General features: G+C 41.6%; 12 protein-coding genes. 3 read left to right on the top strand and 9 right to left on the bottom strand.

The window, feature by feature from the left end:
* Positions 1 to 94: 94 nt before the first annotated feature.
* Both H2O73_RS12855 and H2O73_RS12850 read right to left on the bottom strand, forming a co-directional pair.
* The gene (locus H2O73_RS12855; protein WP_368737163.1) at positions 95 to 1,840 is read right to left on the bottom strand and encodes an HD domain-containing phosphohydrolase; all 1,746 of its coding nucleotides are present in this window, start codon (positions 1,838 to 1,840) and stop codon (positions 95 to 97) included.
* A gap of 72 nt (positions 1,841 to 1,912) precedes the next feature.
* Positions 1,913 to 2,431, bottom strand: a complete 519-nt coding sequence (locus tag H2O73_RS12850) for a flavodoxin (RefSeq protein ID WP_182109259.1) — start codon at positions 2,429 to 2,431, stop codon at positions 1,913 to 1,915.
* Between the two features lie 337 nt (positions 2,432 to 2,768).
* On the opposite strand from H2O73_RS12850, the gene H2O73_RS12845 reads away from it, so the two are divergent.
* Entirely contained in the window at positions 2,769 to 3,236 is a 468-nt protein-coding gene (locus tag H2O73_RS12845; protein WP_182109258.1) for a CreA family protein, read from the top strand.
* A 74-nt stretch (positions 3,237 to 3,310) separates the two neighbouring features.
* Here the strand turns inward: H2O73_RS12845 and H2O73_RS12840 are convergent, their stop codons facing one another.
* The gene (locus tag H2O73_RS12840; RefSeq protein ID WP_182109257.1) at positions 3,311 to 4,936 is read right to left on the bottom strand and encodes a methyl-accepting chemotaxis protein; all 1,626 of its coding nucleotides are present in this window, start codon (positions 4,934 to 4,936) and stop codon (positions 3,311 to 3,313) included.
* A gap of 564 nt (positions 4,937 to 5,500) precedes the next feature.
* On the opposite strand from H2O73_RS12840, the gene H2O73_RS12835 reads away from it, so the two are divergent.
* Complete coding sequence (locus H2O73_RS12835) at positions 5,501 to 6,805, top strand: inosine/guanosine kinase (protein ID WP_182109256.1); 1,305 nt, start codon at positions 5,501 to 5,503, stop codon at positions 6,803 to 6,805.
* Positions 6,806 to 6,827: 22 nt separating this feature from the next.
* Here H2O73_RS12835 and H2O73_RS12830 read toward each other — a convergent pair whose 3' ends face one another.
* Positions 6,828 to 7,436, bottom strand: a complete 609-nt coding sequence (locus H2O73_RS12830) for a beta-phosphoglucomutase family hydrolase (RefSeq protein WP_182109255.1) — start codon at positions 7,434 to 7,436, stop codon at positions 6,828 to 6,830.
* A 136-nt stretch (positions 7,437 to 7,572) separates the two neighbouring features.
* Between H2O73_RS12830 and H2O73_RS12825 the strand changes: the two genes are divergently transcribed.
* Entirely contained in the window at positions 7,573 to 9,336 is a 1,764-nt protein-coding gene (locus tag H2O73_RS12825; RefSeq protein ID WP_182109254.1) for a methyl-accepting chemotaxis protein, read from the top strand.
* A gap of 92 nt (positions 9,337 to 9,428) precedes the next feature.
* On the opposite strand, the gene H2O73_RS12820 is transcribed toward H2O73_RS12825, so the two are convergent.
* The 5 genes from H2O73_RS12820 to H2O73_RS12800 all read right to left on the bottom strand — a co-directional run bounded on the left by H2O73_RS12820 (position 9,429) and on the right by H2O73_RS12800 (position 21,611).
* Complete coding sequence (locus tag H2O73_RS12820; RefSeq protein ID WP_182109253.1) at positions 9,429 to 13,175, bottom strand: cadherin-like domain-containing protein; 3,747 nt, start codon at positions 13,173 to 13,175, stop codon at positions 9,429 to 9,431.
* A gap of 295 nt (positions 13,176 to 13,470) precedes the next feature.
* Positions 13,471 to 18,285: a tandem-95 repeat protein gene (locus tag H2O73_RS12815; protein ID WP_182109252.1), complete on the bottom strand. Its 4,815-nt coding sequence runs from the start codon at positions 18,283 to 18,285 to the stop codon at positions 13,471 to 13,473.
* Positions 18,286 to 18,593: 308 nt separating this feature from the next.
* Positions 18,594 to 19,778 (bottom strand): choline ABC transporter ATP-binding protein, encoded by a 1,185-nt coding sequence (gene choV / locus H2O73_RS12810; protein WP_182109251.1) that lies wholly within the window; start codon positions 19,776 to 19,778, stop codon positions 18,594 to 18,596.
* A 1-nt stretch (position 19,779) separates the two neighbouring features.
* Positions 19,780 to 20,622: a choline ABC transporter permease subunit gene (gene choW / locus H2O73_RS12805; protein WP_182109250.1), complete on the bottom strand. Its 843-nt coding sequence runs from the start codon at positions 20,620 to 20,622 to the stop codon at positions 19,780 to 19,782.
* Positions 20,623 to 20,672: 50 nt separating this feature from the next.
* Positions 20,673 to 21,611: a choline ABC transporter substrate-binding protein gene (locus H2O73_RS12800; protein WP_182109249.1), complete on the bottom strand. Its 939-nt coding sequence runs from the start codon at positions 21,609 to 21,611 to the stop codon at positions 20,673 to 20,675.
* Between the last annotated feature and the right edge of the window lie 18 nt (positions 21,612 to 21,629).

The raw sequence follows: 21,629 nt of genomic DNA, 5'->3' as shown, positions 1-21,629 counted from the left end.
TGAAAGTGTCTAGTTAACAAAACTACTTTTTAATGTCTGAAAATATTGAAAATATCGTCTTGTATCACTTTAGTAGATTTTATGATGCATAAGGTCAATTTGTTTTATCTGGGTAGGTATTTCTTATTTCTATAAATTGCGCCCAATTTTCAAGTAACAAGTCGACTAAATAAGGATCAAACTGAGCGCCTCTTTCCCGATCGAAATGATCGATGACATCTTTTATTGACCAAGGTTGTTTGTAACATCTCACACTAAGTAAAGCGTCAAACACATCAGCGACCGCAGTAATTCGCGCAAAAACGTGGATCTCTGTTTGAGATAAACCATTCGGGTAGCCATTACCATCCCATCGCTCATGATGTTGATGGGCAATCATTGCGGCAAGCTTAAAAACATAGCCTTTGCTCGAACTCAACAAACGGTGACCATGGGAGGTATGCGTTTGCATTATCTCCCACTCCTGTTCGTTCAGTTTTCCAGGTTTATCTAATATCGCTTCCGGTATCGCGATCTTCCCAACATCATGCATTGGGCTGACGATTTCAATTAGTTCCAGCTCACGGTTAGACAACCCATATAGACTTCCTAACAAAGAGGAAATTTGCGCCACTCGCTTAACATGATTTCCCGTTTCACCAGAACGAGTTTCGATCGCCTCTCCTAGTACGACAATCATATCTTTTTGAGTTTGCATGGTTTTCTTTTGTAATCGCACTATTTTCCTGCTTTGTTTGTTAAGTTCTTTTTTCTGACGGATCGCAATAGCTTGCGTAATGATGATTAAGGTCATACAAAAAAAGATTGAAAGCCCAACACTGATAATTTGCCAGTTTTCTTTGATGAAGCTTTTGGGCTGATTCTTAAAAACCGTATTCTCAGGTAGCAAGTGAGACTTTAATCCGAAGCGATCTAATACTTGGTAATCGATGACAGGTCGGTCTAACGCTGTTACTTTCAAATCGGATCTGAGCTCTAGCGGAATGAACCGATTGAGCGCAGAAACCATTTGCATACCTATTTGGGTCGAACGATGGACATGTCCGCCAACAACACCGTTTGTAATGTAAAACTCCCAAAACACAAAAACAGGTGCATTGCTGTTTTTTGCAAATTCGTGCGCTAGGAAGTTGTATCGATGGTAGGTACCTTGTTCAACTTCGGTATTGTAGTGCGTGAGAAGCACCGCATCATCGACAGAAATATTACTAACGACATTCACCGCATCTTCTAATGACAGATCACGAATTTCTTCAACTCTGTATGTACCTAATTCTTTAAGCTCAGCCAACACGTCTTTTCGGATCAGCTCTGATGTCGCGCTTCTGTCCGATACATAGTAGAGCGTTTTCAATTTTGGTCTTAAAGTCTCTATCAGTGCGAGAGTTTTCTCAATTTCGTCTTTTTCAAAAATGATATGAGATTGCTCTGTTAAATTGTCTAGCGTCGCGCTTTTGTTGTTAATCCCTCCCGCAACAATTGGCAAACCTCTCAATGGGTTATCTTCCCATTCATTGAGCATCGTTATCGCATTATCATCAGTCACGAGTACGGCATCAAAATGATAGTTTTGGTATTTTGCCGTAAAGTATTGGGTAAACTCATCATAGAAGTTTTTGTGAACAACACGCTTGGTGTCCAAATACTCGATTGAGAGTTTTACATTGGCATTAGAGAGTTTTAATGCACTTTCAATGCCCGCTTGAAAATCTGAGGTCCACTGATATGAAGGAGCGTAAGAGTGAATGACTAATATATTTTTACTTTGCCACTGCTCTGCATACGCTTCACTACAGAACAGGGCAAATACTATTAGTTGTAATTTTTGAAGAAGGTTCACGGTTATCTGGGAGTAGTTTGTAATCAATCAACTAGAAGATAACACATTCGTTATAAAGGGCTTGGATATGCATTAGATTTCAAGATAAACATCACTATTCTCGTGCAGTTTTTCTCGTACTGACTCTTTTTCTAACAACGCGGTGATAAAGGCGTTACGTTTTGACTCATTCTCTGCATACAGATCAGATATCAGCATTTCATCATCCGCGTAAGTCACAATGCCACAAGCCGTTGGCTCACCGCCACTGAACCCAAGATAAAGTTGGCACGGCTCTGAGTAGATAATTTGAGTTAAGAACTCGACTATCATCTGCTGTTCGTTTTCAGTGTGCCAACGTTTGGCTTGCATTAAAGCAAACATAACTGTCAATCTATGAAAATCAGCAACAAAAACATCTTCAAGTTTAAATGCGTCTGAAGGCTCTGCGTTTAGAGTCTGTTGTTCACAAATGTTATACGTTCTATCTTTCAGTGATTCTTGGTAGATCTCTTTTCCTTTTAAGCTCTCTTTAGTCGGAAATTCAACCTCTACCTGTTTGTATAGCCACTGATTTTTAAGTTGTGCAATTTTTGGGTGCTGATGAGTCATCTATTGATAGCCAATATGAAATATACTTGTCTGAGCTTAATCACCGATTCCGTTTAATACAAGCATTATACGATTGTAATCTGTAAGACTCGTTAGCGTTTTCTTGAGTAGTAGCAGCATTTCTTGAGCATAAATTCTTATTGAAACCTCACCCAGTTATATTATGAACTATTGACCATTTACTCGCCAAAAGTAGCCACGAGTACAGTAATCGGCGTGAAAAACGTCAATTCTTCAAACTTATCTCTACATTCGTTTTCAAAACACCCGCTATCTCAATAATTAACAATTCATTGTGCTAAAATCAGCTATCACTTACGGACAAAGGTCTTAAAAAATGAAAAAAACTCTATTAGCCTTATGCTTTGCAAGCTTAGTTGCGGGTTGCTCTGATAACGAAGTTGGTGACATATCGTTAGGAGTCTTCACTTTAAAGGACATTAAAGTGTCATCTTTAGATGACGATAAAATTTCAGGTGTGACATGTCATATTGCATCAATCGAAGCCAACTTAAGCCTCTCAGACCCTAGTGATAGTTCGATTTCTTGCCGTCAAACGGGTGATATAACACCTGAGATGATTGCCGCGATTGATAAAAGTAAATCGGGAGAGGTGGTCTTTAAGCAGTCTAAAAGTATCTTCTTCAAAACGATGAAAGTAAGACGAATTTATGATGCGGAAAACCAAACTCTGCTCTACTTGTCTTACACAACAAAAGAAACCGAAGGTAGTTTCAAGCATAGCCTCTCAACTGTACCTCTTTGGGGGACTAAAGCTTACGTCGAACCTTTACCACAGAAGTAAAAAAAAGCAGCCATTCACTTGGCTGCCCTTTTTACCATTCGATAATGGCAAGTATACTTTCTCGCAGAGAAATATTAACTCTCTTTGAAGAAAGATAGCTCCTGGTTTTGTTTCTCAGCCAACACCGCTAGTTCTTTTGCCGCTTCCTGCGTTTGATTTACCGCCGCCACATTTTCATTAACCAAATCAAACGTCCTTGTCGTATTTCTCGCAATATCCTCGGTTACGCTGTATTGTTCTTGAGAAGCCGTAGCGACTAAAGTGTTAATATCTGAAATCGCTTGTACTGAGTTTGATATATCACTAAAAGACGCTTTTACGTTTTCTGATATCTCAACAGACTCTCGGATTGACGCAACATTTGCCGCCATATTGTCATTTGCCTGTTCAGACTGAACCTGTAGTTTCGAAATGATTTCTTGAATGTTTTTTGTCGATTCTTGAGTCTTTCCGGCTAAATTGCGAACTTCCTCGGCCACAACTGCAAAGCCACGACCTTGTTCACCAGCACGAGCAGCCTCAATTGCAGCGTTCAATGCGAGCAAGTTAGTCTGATCAGAAATAGAACTAATTACGTTAGTTACTTCACCAATATCAATCGCACTATTTTTCAACTCTTCGATCATTTCGGCCGTCTCTTGAACGGAGTCATTGATAGTTTGAGTTAGTGAAATTGACTGTTCTAGTGCTCTATTACCTTGCTCAACGTTATCAATCGCTTTCCTTGTCTCTTCCTCAGCTTGAACTGCATTCGAAGAGACTTCCTTCGAAGTACTGGAAAGTTCACTGATTGCCGTCGAAATCTCTTCTACTTGCGCCAGTTCGCTTTGAGTATTTTTTGCTGTGTTTTGCATCACAACACTCAGCTCTTCTGAAGAGGCACTGGTGTTGTGTGAAGACATTGTTAATTCGGCAACTAAATTTAATAATTGCTCAACTGACTTATTAAATGTTGCCTTAATTTTAAAAAACTCATTTCGAGATGGGGTTAGTGGTAATGGTTTTAAAACGCCATCAGCCAAGCGTTCAATCGCTAAAGATACTTCATTTATATTTTTTGCTAATACATTATTAACAACAAAAAGAAATATAGCAGAAACAATACAGCCCATTAAAGACACAAAAATAGTCGTTATTATTAAATTTATCATTGACTCTTCTTGTTCTGCACTTCGAATGGTCAATAAACTAACTTCTCTTGAAGATGCTTCTTTCAATAAACTACGAATTTTATCGACGTATTGTTTTCCTGTTTCTTTTTCAACAAAATTAGAAACCGAAAAATGGTCATTATTTTTCCTAATGTTAAGCCCTTTTTCAATTACATGACTTTGCCACATTCCAATCTGTTTGAGCACACTATTAAATGTTTCTGTTTGGGCAGAGTTATCCGACGTTAACTTTAACAGCTCGTTCAACTTAGCCTTTACTTCTTTTTTTCCTGCGTCATAAGGCTCTAAAAACGTTTGCTTATTTGTCAAAAGAAAACCTCTGTACCCCGTTTCCATATTGACAACTTGCTGCACTGTTCCTTCTATCAAAAGTAACACTTTATACGTGTGACCCACAGAATCACTATTAGACTTTATACTACTATTGGACTGACTGACTGATAAAACTATTGAAGAAAAAGATAATATCAGAACGAAAAGAACTATTGAAATTAACCATTTGGTTGGCAGCTTTTGAAATATATTCACTATAGAAATCCCTTTTATAAGTATTAATTCAGCATTGTCAGCCTAACTGAGTGTCTATAGAAACATACGCAGTGAAACTTAACATTACTTATAAAATTATTGGCAATGTGATTGAAGTCAAAATTGACCTGTTAAATGTATTGATTAATCGCTCATACCACCAATTATATTGGTTAATTTTTGTGCGGCACTTTATTAATAAATGCAATTGTAATTACCATTTACATTCAATTTAAACTGGAATTATTGAATAACTATTGGTCCCGTTTCAAAAATTTTCATACGTTAAACTAGTACAGCTTGGCTTAACATTCAGCGAGGAAAACTGGCTAGTACAGAGCGAGCTATCATGTTAACAAAAAACAGCCCACCACTCCCGATACGTCACTATAGTGCTTATCGGCTACTTGGAATGTTATCGCGAAGCACATAAGAAGTAAGAAATTACAAATAGGTTGATTTCGCAACAAACGCATGGATGTTTTGATTATTAATGAAATAAAGATGAAATCATTCCATCGATAATGTGATATACTGCAGAAAATTTTTAACACCCCTTAAAAAATGAAGTTTCCTGGCCAGCGTAAATCTAAGCACTATTTCCCGACTCATGCTCGTGACCCTTTGGCTAACCAAGCTAAACAGCCTTCAAAACTCTACCGACCAATCATTGTCGGTGTAGGTCAAACTATCGTTGATATCGAAGCTCGCGTGGATGACGAATTCCTAGCTAAATACGAACTCAGCAAGGGGCATTCTCTGGTCCTTGAAGAGAGTAAAGCTGATGAGCTCTATGTTGAACTGGTTGAGCGTGGGTTGATTACCCATCAATATCCGGGTGACACTATCGGCAATACGCTACACAACTATTCAGTCCTTGCTGACAGCAAATCAGTGCTGCTTGGTGTTATGTCGCGCAACATTGAAGTGGGCTCTTTTGCCTACCGATATTTATGCCGTACTTCTGCACGAATGAACCTAAACAATTTGCAAATGGTTGAAGGACCTATTGGTCGTTGTTACACCTTAATTACGCAAGATGGTGAACGTACTTTCGCAATTAACGAAGGTCATATGAATCAACTTCAGCCGGAAAGCATTCCTGAAGAAGTATTCGACAAAGCATCTGCATTGGTGGTGTCTTCATACCTGATGCGCGGTAAACCAGAAGACCCAATGCCAAAAGCGGTTGCTCGTGCTATCGAAATTGCAAAATCGAAAAACGTACCCGTTGTGCTTACGTTGGGTACAAAGTGGGTTATCGAAGGCAATGCAGAATGGTGGCAACAATATCTTAAAGAGAATATCTCTATTGTTGCAATGAACGAAGAAGAAGGTTTAGCCCTAACTGGGTTAAATGATCCACTGCAAGCTGCGGATCGCGCACTTGAGTGGGTTGACTTAGTACTTTGTACTGCTGGACCAAACGGTCTTTACATGGCAGGTTATAGCGACGTAGAAACCCTACGCGAAACCGATCATATGCTGCAACATGGTGTTATTTCTGAATTCAACCGCTTTGAGTTTAGCCGAGCAATGCGTAAAGACGATTGTGATACCCCACAAAAAGTCTATTCTCATATCGGTCCGTATCTTGGTGGTCCAATCGAAATCAAAAATACCAACGGCGCCGGTGATGCAGCACTCTCTGCGTTATTGCATGATATTGCAGCGAATAGCTTCCACGTAGTTACCGTACCAGGGTCACTTAAGCATGATCGACCATACCTTACCTATTCGTCTCTTTCACAAATTTGTAAGTATGCGAACCGCGTGAGTTATCAGGTATTAACTCAGCACTCGCCTCGCCTTTCAAACTCATTGCCAGAGCGAGAAGATAGCTTAGAAGAAGCGTACTGGGAACGATAATCAAATAAGCCGCGAAAGCGGCTTATTTTTCACCACGCCATGGGTAAAGTACTAATTGCTCATCTTGCCAAAGTACGCAATCCATTTGAGCTGCATGCGCGGCTTGCCTCCCTATCACAGTATCTTCGAAAACCAAACATTGCGATGGTTGTAAATCTAATTGCTCAGCGGCTAAAAGAAAGGTATCTGGATTAGGTTTGTGATGTTCTACATCATTCGCAGAAATGAGAACCTCAATATTCTCATACAGCCCCGCTAGTTTAAGTAGCCGCTTAGCACTAATGCATTGACTCCCAGTACCCACTGCTATTTTCTTCAGCCCCACGTGTTTTTCAAGCACGTCTGTCACTGGTTTAATTCGTTTAACGTGATTCGAAATATCTGTAAAAGTACTCATTTTAAATTGTGATGCTTGTTGAATAGGAATATTCAACTGGTAGCGTTTGTTTATCTCAGCTAATATTTTCAAGCTAGGCATTCCGCCCATGCTATATATCCAATCCTTTGAATATGGAAATCTGTATTTTTTAGCTGTTTGTTCCCAAGCAATTAAGTGGACTGGCATAGTATCAAGCAATGTACCATCCATATCGAATATAAAACCATGGTATTGATCGTAATTTAATGGCATTGAATTACACTCATTTAATTATTGTATAAATTTTTCAGGTCTTTAAACTGTTACGCTTTATTACATATTCTCGCTTAGAGCATAATAACACTTTAACTGTATTAGTTTATTAGTAATTCAAAGATTGGAAGTCAATATGAAAATCAAAACGAAACTGTATCTACTCGGAGCCGTAGCAGTGGTAGGGATTGGGGCTCTTTTAGGTACAACTGTACACTTTGCGCAGACGACTGACCACTTGAATCACGCTATACAACTAACGAAAGACCTCGAGATTCGACTATTAAACTTAAGACGCAATGAAAAAGATTTTTTATTGCGATCTGACTTAAAATATTTACGTAAATTTGATGGAAACATGGAACAGTTCGCAAATATTGAGTCGCAATTATCTTTAATTCTACAGGAAAATAACTTACCTAGTAGTAATACTCTAAAACGAGATATTTTAGCTTATCAAGAAGCTTTTTCTGCATTAGTAAATGCATATCAGGTTTATGGTTTAGGAGCAAAAAAAGGTTTATTAGGTGAATATAACCAAGCAATATTTCAAGAGAAATTAAGACTCAACAGTGATCAACTAGTAAATTTAATTGCATTTGACACAAAGCTAAAAAATGGTCAGCTTGATTCCTCTTTGGTCCCTGCAGAGGCGACATCTGTCCTAAAAGCCGCACAGAAGCTTTTCACACAAAAAACGGAGATCGGCCTCGAGTACAACCAAGGTCTGCTGGGTAAAGCTCGCACTGCATCCCATACAGTAGAAACACAATTCAAAGATTTCTCGCAAGCCTTGAACACGCAAACAAATGCCGAGATAGAAAAACTGACCGTAATAAAACATAGTTTAAGTATTCTAGTTACCGCGATCATAATCTTGTTTATTGTGCAAATATCACGCTCAATCATCACTAAGATTGATACCCTATTACGTGTCATTCGGGAGATTGCCAATAACAATGACATCTCTCTACGCGCTCAACTCAGTGGCAACGACGAACTATCTTCGCTAAGTTTTTATTTCGATGAATTGCTCGATAAGTTAGAAAAACTACTCTCGAATACTAAATCTAAATCTCATCAACTTTATGGTAGTACCGCTAACATGCACAACGAGCTAGAATCAGTGATTCAACAGTTCCAAGTGCAAGCTGATCACACCACTACAATGGCGACTTCCGTTCAACAAATGGTCACTACGATTGGCGAGATCTCTGAAAGTACGTCTGTCGCAGCCGAAGGTGTGCAACAGGCGAGCGTTAACGCCGAAAGTGGGCGTAATATTGTTGTCGATACTGTAGAAAATATAACTCAGTTATCAGAACGTTTATCAGGTAGTCAAATTTCTATCAGTTCGCTTAATCACCACGTTGACAAAATCGGCGATGCGGTAAACATCATCCAAGAAATTGCTGAACAGACAAATTTACTTGCATTGAATGCTGCGATTGAAGCTGCTCGTGCTGGTGAGCAAGGTCGAGGTTTTGCTGTTGTTGCTGACGAAGTTCGCGCGTTAGCAAGTCGTACCCACCAATCTACGACCGAAATTACCAATGTGGTTAACGCTATTCAAAACCAAATGGGGACGGTGATGAGCGACATTGACCAGTGCAATGAACAAGGAAAGCTCACCCTAACCGGTTCTGAGCAACTTGATCAGAGCCTGGCTCAGATTCTCTCTGATATGCACAACATCCAAGCAAATTCGGAGCGTATTGCCTCCGCTATTGAAGAGCAAGGCGCGGTTATGGCTCAAGTCGGTGATTCCATCACTGAACTCAACACCATTTCAGATAGCAATACGGTATCAGCCAAACACTGCCTCGTTGAGGTAGACAAAGTTGCGGAACAAGCGTCTGATATGGACAAGGAAGTTGCCCAATACAAAACATCGAGTTAAAGACTTACGCTTTGTTTTCCCATAAATTAACGCCCCCATAAAATGGGGGCGTTTTCAATAACCATCATTGATTAAACCAATGCTGAAATCCGCTATGGTGTCGTATCCGTGACCAACAAACTCAGTTGCTCGTTAATCGGACTATTCAATTGTTCCACTACATCATTAAGCTGGATTGACTGAGACTGTGCACCACGAGTAATCGTCAGCGTTACGTCATTATCATTGATGGTTGTGGTAACGTTATTCAATAAATCATCGATGGTTTCATTGGACTCGAGTAACTCAGATAAGTCCAAATGGTCTTCTCCAACGATGAACCCCTCGATAATATCGAGTCCCCCATCTAGGTCAGAGCTTTCCCACGCAAATATATCTGCCTCATCTAGCCCAATAAGAATATCATTTCCTATATCTGCATTAATAATATCAGCGCCGTCGGTTCCGATTTGTAAATTGAACCCTTCGGGTAATACGTTTAACTCAATCGAGCTTGATTTGACCTCAATATTGTCAGTAGTTTGCACAACCACATCAAAGCTATAACGACCCGCGTCATTAACTTGAACAGACAATCCTGATAAGTCACCATCATAGTCGCTCACATCGATGTAGCCGTTACCATCAGCAGAGAGTTCAGTATCACCCACCTTAAATATTGAATCATTAGGTAAGTCACTAACATCCAGTTTGACTTTGTAGTTATCAATATCTAGACCACCACCAACTGTAATCGTAATATCATTGACTGGGAAAAAACCACCTTCAAAGCCAACATTGTTCAATGTTTCCAGTTTTATGTTATCTAACAGGGCACCGTAACTGTCATCATCCGTTGATTCAAAAACAACTTTGTAATCGCCTGTAGTCGGTGTTTGAAAATGAATTTTTTCTGATGTCCAATCACGACTTTGTTGATAATTGTATACTTCTGTTCTTGTCCCATCAGAAGCCTCTAAAAAGATCGCCAGTGGTGAGTTTTTATGACCTCGCTGAGCAACATCAAACGCCAAGGTAAAGAACTGACCAGCTTTTACATTATTTATCTCTGTGAATAATTGCCCATCACCACGGCGGGCCTCTAACTCAAAGACTTGGTTCTCACAATCTTCGGCATGATGACCACGATAGATATACTCTTTACCCACTTCTATCGTCTCGTTGTCGTTTTCGGTTCCCCAAACCCCTTCTGCACCGTCGTTTAAGTATGAACCTGATTCGGTATTGGCTTGATTGAGTTCATCAACGTTTAAATATGACCAACGGTGACCAACATCAATTTGGTCGAAATCGTGGAATGATATTAATGCGTCATCGGCTTGTGTAATGGTGACATCTGCAATACCGCCAACAGAACTCTGTCCACCGACTTCCAGCGTATAGTTTTCAAAAACTTCATCTTCACTATCAATAATGGTCGGAATAATCACTGAGAAAGCGCTGACACCGACAGGAACGGATAACTGACCGGAATTTTCGTCATAAGTGACACCATTTGTAAACTGTGCGCTTGCGAGATCGACATCATTACTCGTCGCCGAATCATTCATATCGCCAAAAGAAACGTTATACTCAGTTTCCTCTAGCACGCCTTCCGCCAAGGTGACTTTAAAGACTAAGTTATCCCCTTCGACAACGGTATCTTCGAGTAACGCAATTGAATCCACTTCAACAGGCTGAGGCGCTGGATTAACGATAATATCTACGGTTGCTTCAGCAAATCCGCCATTATCATCAGTAATTTCATAGTCAAAAGATGTCGGACCTGAAAAGCCCTCATCAAGTTTGATGTACACCAACCCATCTTCAACCCAAATTTCGGCATTGTTAGCCTCTGACACATGCGTAAAACGGATGTTATCAGAATCAGGGTCGTAATCGTTCGTGAGTAGTTCTTCGATTGGGATTACTAACGTTTCGCCTTCATTTGCGGCATAAGCTCCACTACCTGATGCTTTGAACCCTGAGAGGAAATAGTCTGACGAATCCGAACCTCTTGCTGGTTCGTCTACAAAGTCTACCGCTTCAAATACAACACGATCAAAAGCAACACCACTGGAAAAACTGTAACTACCTTTATTGCTACCCTCATTCGCAACAAACATACCACTAGCGACTGCAGTTTCACCTAAATAAGCGACCCATTTGCCTTGCTCATGGTTATTACTACCACCCTCATTTTTATAGAGATTAGAAACGGTAAAACTAAATTCAGAAGCTGGCTTTTCAAGGTTAATCGTAAACTGTTCAGACTTACCTTCTTCACGGTTATATTGGATTTGATTTGCAGGTCCGCCGTTTTCATCACCGGACACACCTCGTTTAAGTCCATCACCCGAGATATCTTTTGTTACCCCATCATAAGATGCAACGATCTCTCCTTCGGAATAGTCCCAAACATCATTATTGAATGTCCCATAAGCGACACAGAAATCAACGGGATCATCAATGGCAATAGGCGGGGTGTTTTCACCACCCTCAAGCGTTACTGTGCTCTCGTCGCTAACATTGTTATCGCTATCAACAGCGCGATAATCAAATGAATCGTCAGGCGTATTGGTTTCAAGATAACGTAATTCCCAGTTGCCAGGACCATCGGTCGATACCTCTACTGACGTAATAAGTGCTCCTTCCGACGACTCGGGCACTTCAATGGTGACTTCCTCAAACAGATAACGATTTCCTGAAGTTGTTTTTGTTTCTGTGTGTTCAATAACGGTCCCGTCGTCTAAAGTCACTTTGATAACAACACTGGTTTCTTTATTGTGTCCTTCCTCAAACCACCCACCCATACCATCTAGTCCGAGTGTTACCGAGTCAGAGGGACGTTGAGACATATCAATAGTAATTGTCTCACCTTCTTGAATGCCCCCTCCACCACCAACACCTAACCCGTAACCGATATGATTTTTATCGGCGTAGTATTGTGTTGGATCGCCACCCGTTGTGGTGATAAAAATTTGATCAACGATGTTGCCTTGGTCATCTTTGAAATTCAGCACTCGAACATTTGAATCATCTGTTGGTTCACCCCAGTTCAAGAAAGATGAGGTACTTTCGTCACCATCTAAACCTTCAGGCGCATTTTTAACACCAAGGATAAAACCTGTCGATTGGTCGTCATTCTGATAGCTGAATTTCGTCGGATCAAAGGTTTGTAAATCACCAATAACATTACCGCTTGCATCAAATTCAGTCAGCATCGCTTCTGTGACTTCTACTCCCTCATAAAGCAAGGTGCCAGAAGCAGGCAAGCGAGTGATAACGACCTCAACTTGAGAGTCAGCAGCATCATCTTCAATGTCTGAAATGTGGTCGTTAATACCCGTCGGATCATCAAACTGAATCGCTGCACTTCCTTGGTTATCAAGCGCAACGGTAAAGTCTTCTGAGAGTGGGGGTGTATCTGATGGAGGAGAGACAAATAACGTGCGGAATTGATCCAACAACGTCAAGCTCTGAGTGGTAGAAAATCCAATACCTTCAAGACCTGCTGTTTCAAATTGCGTGCTAGCTATTGTCTCGTCCCCAACCCGAGAGAGCGTATCTAAAACGGTACCGCTTGACGTTTGCCCCTCTCCCGCGGCAGTATCAAATTCTTCACCCAGTTGCGTTGGGTCTTGATCATCTTCTATCGATGCAATAACTTGCGCGACATCATCAGTCACATTACGTGGCGTGCCATCTTCGCCGACAAGCGAAACTTGCACGGGTTGATCACCTGTGGATTCTAGAATAACTTCGCCTTGCAGCGGAGCTTCACCAGGACTTAATATCCGTGCATTACCTGCAGCATCTATCGCAATGATTTGTCCGCCAACTAAACTCGCGATTGTCATGTATTGCCCCATACTCATAGCCGCCACCGTCAATTAACTTTGCTCACCTACTATAATTATTGACTATTTTCACTTTATACCAATGTTGACTTGGGAATGTTGCTGGCGCTCGTCACATTAGTCGTAAGACTAAATTTATTGGTCTTTATTTTTCAGAAACTTAACGTGTTGGACTGTTGAGTCTCAATTTTGATTCTGAATAGAAAAGGGGATCATCGACATGATGATCCCCTTTAACAACCATTTTAAGTGTCACGAATATTCTCTATTCACGCCACTATATGGCACTCGTCATTTAGTGAGCAGTGATGATGTCATTCAACAAATTGTTAAGCTGATCTGCAGACAAGTCACCACCTAAGGGTTGCACTTGGTCAACAATACCTTCGAGTTGAATATTCTGCACGACTGTATCGCCATCTTTTATACTGAGCGTGATGTCTTTACCAACAACGGTTGCCAAAATATCATCCATATCGACGCCATCTTCAAACAAATCAGAAAGATCAATTTTATCGCCTTCATTGATACTAAAGTCTTTGATTGTGTCTAAGCCTTCATCTAAGTCTTCGCTAGCCCATAAGAATGTATCGGCTTCAGTGTCCCCGATAAGTATGTCGTCACCTAATCCGCCAACAAGAAGATCTCGCCCAGAACCGCCTCTTAAAGCGTCGACTCCTTCACCACCATAGAGCTTGTCATCACCACTTCCGCCATCAATTGCATCCATTCCGGCTTCACCATAGACGGTATCATTACCACCACCAGCGAAGGCAACATCAATGCTGTCTTTCTTCGTCATTGCCGGATCTCTACCTTCGAGAAACGTGTCAAACCTTTTGGCTGCGTCATCGACACCATTGTTATTAAGGCGGGCGCTATCACCTAGATAAATGGTGTCGTTACCATTACCAAGCGTTACCGAATCACCACCTTTACCAACATCGACAACTAAATCTCGGTTCTCCGCGTTTTCAAAATCGACTTCTGTTGGTTTGCCTTTACCATAATGAGCATGCCATTTTAGGTTTCCACTACCCTGTAGCGTGACTGTATCGGTCGCATCTAGGTCTAAACCGGAAGATATCTTTGGATCATAAATAGAGCCTATGCCAGATACGTCCCCTATGTTTAATGTGATATTTTCAATTGATTCGTTGAATATCTGATCAACCAGTGTTGGCAGAATAACATTGAATTCTTCCACATTAGGGGGGACTACTAGTACTCCTTTACCTGCTTCATTTTCAATGTAGGTAACGCCACTAGTAAATTTAACTCCACTCAGATCAACGTCGGCTAGTGACGCTGTATCACCAACCGAACCAAACGTTACGTTGTAGCGCGTTTCTTGTATAGTAGAACTGGCTAAGCTAACCGTATAAACCAAATCTTCACCTTCAAAGACCGAATCCGCTATCATTTCAATCGAGCTAACACCTATATCTGGCTTAGGAGAAACATGGATGTTAACTGTCGCCTCGACTAAATGAGTATTTCCGTCAAATCCTTTGTCATCGGTTATCTGGTACTTAAACGTCGTATCACCTACAAAACTATCATCCAATTTGACATAAATCTTGCCGTCATCAATCCACACTTCCGCATCATTATTCACTTCTGATATATGCGTCAAACGGATGTTGTCACCATCTGGGTCATAATCGTTGCCAAGCAGAGTCGCGATATCAATTTCTAATATTTCACCTTGAAACCCAGCATAGGCTCCATCTCCTGACGCTCGAAAACCTGTTATAAAATAGTCTGATGAATCAGAACCTCTTTCGCCGTCATTGCTGTAATCAACCGCTTCAAATATGACTTGGTCAAACAACGCACCACCCAGATCGTTTGGATCACTTGGGTCATTGGTTGTTTCAATATGGTAAGTTCCCTTACCATTGCCTTCGTTCGCCGTGAATAGACCCGTTGCGACAACGACACCATTTAACAATGCAGTCCATTTACCTTGCTCGTGACTATTTGTGCCACCTTCATTTTCGAACAAGTTTGAAACTGAGAAACTAAAGTTGTCGGCTGGCTTATCTAAGTCAATGACAAATTCTTCAGAGTGTCCACTCTCAGGGTTATATTGGATTTGCGCTTCCGGACCACCATTTTGACTACCAGAAACACCTTGTTTAAGTGAATTTTCGTTAATTGATTGGCTTATTGGTGTTCCATCGTATTGGGTGCTGATCGTCGCCCCCTCATCTGACCAAAGCTGATTATTATCGGTATTAAATGTACCGAGTTTTACTTCAAAACTCACTGGGTCATCAATTGCGATAGGAGCGCGATTTTCACCGTCTTTAAGAGTAACCGTACTCTCTTCACTGTAATTTCCGTCGCTATCTATAGCGCGGTAATCAAATGAGTCATCTGGTGTGTCTGTTTCTAAATAGCGCAGTTCCCAGTTTCCTGGACCATCGGTAGAAAGTTCAACATTCGTTATTGTTAAACCATCTGGTGCACTAATTGGTAGCTCAGCAAACAACGTACTTTCTTTTGGGTAGGTGGCTATTTCATCACCATGACTATCAGTCACTAGAATATAGTCTGAACCACCACCAGTAACCTTGCTTACATATTGAGTCACTTCACTACCGTCACTCAAGCTTATGGTTATTTCAACTTTAGTTGCTTTGGTATTGTGCCCTTCCTCAAACCAGCCTCCCATACCATCTAAACCAAGATTAATTGACTCCGCAGGTCGAGCTGACAAATCAATGGTGATCGTATCTGACTGTTTAATGCCTTCACTGTTGCCCACACCAATACCATAACCGATGTGGTTTTTATCGCCGTAATGCTGTTTAAGATCTCCTGAAGATTCTATAACTATCGTGTCCCCACCTTCAAAAGTAAGAATTCGCTGATTGGCGTTGTCAGGGTTCGGCTCTCCCCAATTTAAGAATGATATTGCACTTTCATCACCCTCCATATTCTCAGGTGCCTCTTTAACACCCAGAATAAAGCCCGTTGATTGATCATCTTGTTGGTAAGTGATTTCTTCAGGATTAAAGAGAGTTGGTGTTCCTATCACATCACCATTTGCATCAAAACTGGTCAGCATACCTTCTGTCACAGGTTGACCTTGATAAAGCAGAACACCAGACTCAGGCAATTCAGTGATTACAACTTGTAGTGGCGTATCTGAAGCGTCATCTTCAATATCAGAGATGTGATCTTTACTGTCTTTAGTATCGTGGTTAAATACGATTTTTGTTTCATTACCGGAAGACAAGTTAACGATAAAATCTTCAGATTTCGGCGGGTTATCTTTACTATCGTCGATCGCAACAGTTTGATGGGCGTCATCTAAATCCATGGCTTCAAAAACATTATCACCACCATTGGTGATTGATTCGACCGAGACAGTGAATTCCTGTCCCTCTTCATATTCTTCGTCGTTGATTGTATCAATTTCAAAATCCGCGGTTTTACCATCGCTATTGACTATTGCTGTAGTTACTTCGGTAATATCATCACCATCCGCATTGGTGTAGCTATAACTCAACGTTACTACACTACCGGGAGGCGCAAACTCAGTCTGGGTCGGATCATTTGGGTCACTTAGGGTCACGGTAAACTTAAGATTCTGTTCACCTTCCATTACCGAATCAGGTCCTGTTAAGGTGACTTTAACTGAATCTAACGGATTACTATTGTCTGCACCGTCTTCATCTATAATTTTTGACTGCGCATCCGCTTTATCATTTTCGACAAATTCGCTGTCTGTCTCTGCGACGAGCGTAATTGACTCCGGTGTCAGTTCCGATAGGAAATCATCGAAGATCTTTACAAATACTTCGAGCTGGGTTTGTCCTGCCAAAATCACCAAATCAGAGCTTTCTAGCGCTATAAAGCCATTATTCCCGTCAGAGACATATAATTGTGCATCATAGTCAACACCAGATTGCGCGCCATCGCCTTGTTTACCAAGAGTGAGTGAAAGAGTGACATCTTCTGACACCGCTTCATCGAGTGTAATGGTAAACGGTAGGTATGCGTCATCTGCTTCAACTATCGACTCATTGGTCGTAACTTGCATTTCAGCAACGGCTAATACCGTAACATCGACAACGACAGTATCGACACCACCATTGCCATCTGAAACCTGAATAGTAAATTTGTCCGGGCCGTTGTAGTCATCATTCGGTGTGTAAGTCCAATTGCCATTTTCATCAATGCTGACACTGCCATTTTCAGGCTGATTTTCAGCAAGCACTTCATACTTTAGGTCATCATCGTCCACATCGGTTGCTTGTACCTTACCCTTGAACTCTTGTTCTTCTTTCGTTGTTATACTGATCGACTCACCCAAAGGTTGGTCGCCTTCCATAAAGACTGGAGGGTCATTCACTGGGGTAACACCAACATTGATGATCAAGGTATCTGAACCACCATTACCATCATTAACCGTCACGGTGAACGAATCCGGACCGTTATAGTTTTCGTTCGGCTCATAGGTCCATTCACCATTAGGCTCGACGACAATCGTGCCATTGGACGTTTCTGTAGTTAAATTGTATGTTAGTGAGTCATTGTTAGCATCAGTCGCGCGGAGTTTTCCCTTGAGCGGCGTATCTTCAAGTGTTGTAACAGATAACGAGTTACCAAGTGGCGTTAATGATGAGTCGACAAACTCGGGGTCTTGTAATGAGAAACGAAACTGTTCAAGAGCGCTTAAACTCTGCGTGCGTGACAATCCGAGTTGCTCTAGGCCTTGCGTTGCAAAGTCCGTTTCGGCAATAGATTCATCACCAATTCGATTAACAGAATCAAAACCAGCGTTACTTGAACTAAGCTCCTCACCCGCGGCGGTGTCAAATTCTTCACTTAATTGAGTTGGATCTTCTCCCTCTTCTAACGCTGCAAAAATCTGTTCGATATCGTCAGTGAGATCGGTTGCGCTACCATCGGCTTCAATAAGTGTCGCGTCGATTCCGTTACCATTTGCGGATGATGCTTGCTGTGCTTCCAGCAATAATTCACCGGCATTAGGTGTCTGTCCGGGCTGAAGAACACGTACATTTCCTTGAGCATCTATCACTATTGTTTGTCCAAGAGCCAAGTTGCCCATTGTTGCGTATACTTCAAAACCCATATCAGTCACCTAGTGCATTAGTATTATTAAGTCAACTCTATAAAGTCGTATATGATTTATTCGTTCATCTTATACATTAGCATTAGATATACGTTACATTAAACGATTGAATGCAACACCCAATTTACAATACTGCAATATTAAACAACGCTCACACTTCGCGTGCTCGATTAACAACATTGTTACATTGCGCAAGGGGCAGATTTGATCGTGTTAAAATATGTAATGTGGTGATCAACAGTATTAAGAAGGGCACGGTAGTTACAACGCCTGTAACCACCGTTAGAGAAGGTAATGGTGAGAAATGGTTAAGCCACTTGCTTTGTCTTGAAGTTTCCTAATAGAGCATCGTAAAGTTCATTGTCACCCAATACACCCACCAATTGTTCATTTTCAACCATGATCAGAGGTTGGGCGCTTCTTTGCTTAAGTTCAATCGCCTCTCGCATGGTTATCTCTGGACTGGCTAGTACTACAGTTGAGGGGGCAATGTCATCCAATGCACTCTCTTCACCTTGCCAATCAAGTAGTGACTTGTCTGAATCTATCAGTTTAAGACCTTGTACTCCCTGTTCAACCCAGAGTTGCTGCTGCGAACAAATCTGAACCTTCTGCTCTTGTTCAACCAACTCATCTCTAGATTGCATCAATGAACGCCCTTTGAGAACGTTTAATGGATTAGTATGCGCAACAAAGTCTTTCACATAGTCGTTTTCAGGCTCGAGGATAATCTGCTCAGGTCTACCATGCTGAATAAGCTTGCCCGATTCCATGATCGCGATGTTATTACCAATTTTCAGTGCTTCATCCAAATCATGGCTGACAAACAAAATGGTTTTATTCAGTTTCTTTTGCAATTGAATCAGTTCGTCTTGAAGCTGGGTTCGAATAAGTGGGTCCAGCGCAGAAAATGGTTCGTCCATGAGTAATATGTCACTGTCCATGGCGAACGCGCGAGCAAGACCAACCCGCTGTTGCATGCCTCCAGAAAGTTCATGAGGGTACTTGGTTTCCCATTCTGAAAGACCGACCATTTCAAGTTGCTCACGTGCTTTATTACGGCGCTCTTGCTTACCCATGCCTTGCATTTCCAGACCAAAGGCAACATTGTCGATCACTGTTAACCAAGGCATCAAAGCAAACTTTTGAAACACCATCGACACTCGATGAGTACGCAAATCACGAAGCGTGTTCTCATCGCAATTAGCCAATTCAACTAATTCTTCGCCTGCTTTCACTTTCAGCGAGCCACGTGTAATTTGGTTCAAGCCATTTACCGCACGTAATAGACTTGATTTACCAGAACCAGACAGACCCATAAGCACACAGATCTCGCCTTGTTTTACGCTCATTGAAACATTATCAACCCCAACAACTTGCCCTGTTTCATCAATGATCTCTTGGCGAGTTTTCCCCTGGTCCAATAACTGCACGGCTTTGTTTGACTGCTGACCAAATACAACATCGAGGTTCTCTATAATAATCGCATCCATGTTATGCCTCCTTCTGGTTTGGTGCTTTGCACAAACGATCAAGAATAATGGCCACCAAAACAATGGCGAGACCCGCCTCAAAGCCTTGTGAGATATTAACGGTATTGAGTGCTCGAACAACTGGCTTACCTAAGCCATCGGCGCCAACCAACGCGGCGATCACTACCATCGAGAGTGACAACATAATACACTGAGTCACACCCGCCATAATGCTAGGCATTGCCGCGGGTAACTCCACTTTGAATAGCAACTTCATACGGCTAGCACCAAATGCTTTGCCAGCTTCGATTAACTCTTCAGGCACTTTTGTAATGCCTAAATAGGTCAGACGAATTGGGGCGGCAATGGCAAAAATTATGGTTGAGATAAGACCAGGAACAATCCCTAGCCCGAACAAAACTAACGTCGGAATTAAGTAAACAAACGTTGGTACGGTTTGCATCAAATCTAATATTGGTCTTAACAATGTATAGAGCCACGGGCGGTGCGCTGCCATTATCCCTATCGGTACGCCAATTAATACGGAAATCGTTGTCGCAGCAAAGACTAAGACAAAGGTTTCCAGCATTTCTTGCCAGTAGCCAAGATTCAATATCGTCAACAAAGCGACAACGATAAAGATCACCAACGGAATGCTACGGTGTAAAAGCCACGCGAGTGTTGCCGTGATTAAGATAGGTAGCGCAGGCGGCATCCATTTAAAAATGTCGACAACGAATAAAATGATATTCTCAAGAAAGAAAGCCGTAGCGTCAAACAGCCCAGCAGCGTTCATCGTGAGCCAGTCGACTCCCGTTTCCATCCACTCGCCTAACGGTATTTTGTTGTCTGTAATAAACTTCACAGTAAACCTTTTAGTTTTGATGGGTGAGCATTACTGCTCACCCAGATAAATTAAGCTTTTGAATTTAGATACGTGGTCATAGCTTGCTTCGCATCTTGACCTTTCAGTGTCTTCACGCCATCTAACCATGCTTCAACTTGTTGTGGATTGGCTTTCATCCACTCTTTTGCTGCCTTCGCTGGCTTTTGTTTTTGGTTCAAAATTGCTTCCATTAACTGGTTTTCCATCTCTAGAGTAAACTCAAGATTATTGAGAAGCTTGCCTACGTTTTTACACTCTGAAACGTAATTTTGACGAACGTTGGTATAGACGTTTGCACCACCATAATTAGGTCCGAAATAGTCATCACCACCCGCTAGGTATTCCATTTCTACATTACTGTTCATTGGGTGTGGCGCCCAACCAAGATAGACAATCCATTGATCACGACGAACCGCTCGTGACACTTGCGATACCATGCCGGCTTCACTTGATTCTACTAAGCTGAACTCTTTTAAACCAAACGCGTCACTGTCGATCATCGATTGGATTAATCGGTTACCATCGTTACCCGGTTCAATGCCATAAATACGGTCTTTAAATTTGTCTGCGTGTTTCACCAAGTCGGCAAAGTTTTTAACGCCCGCGTCATAAACATACTTAGGAACTGCAAGGGTGTATTTTGCGCCTTCTAAGTTGGCACGTACCGTTTCAACGGTGCCTGCTTCGCGGTATTTGGCAATATCGGCTTCCATTGTTGGCATCCAGTTACCTAGGAATACATCAATGTCGCCGTTCGCCATTGAAGAATACGTGACGGGAACGGAAAGTAAGTCGGTTTTCGTTTGGTAGCCTAACCCTTTTAACACTTCACTGGTTACAGCAGTTGTCGCGGTAATATCAGTCCAACCAACATCGGCAAAACGTACAGTTTCACACTGGTTTGCGTAAGCACCTGTCGCTAGGGTGCTCAAGGCGACTGTTGAGATAATGTTTGTCATCGTAGACATGGTTTGTTCCTTGTAATT

The sequence above is a fragment of the Vibrio marinisediminis genome, from assembly GCF_014050145.1.
Classification (GTDB): domain Bacteria; phylum Pseudomonadota; class Gammaproteobacteria; order Enterobacterales; family Vibrionaceae; genus Vibrio; species Vibrio marinisediminis.
The sequence above is the reverse complement of the archived record's forward strand: the minus strand, read 5'-3'. Positions and strand labels throughout refer to the sequence as shown.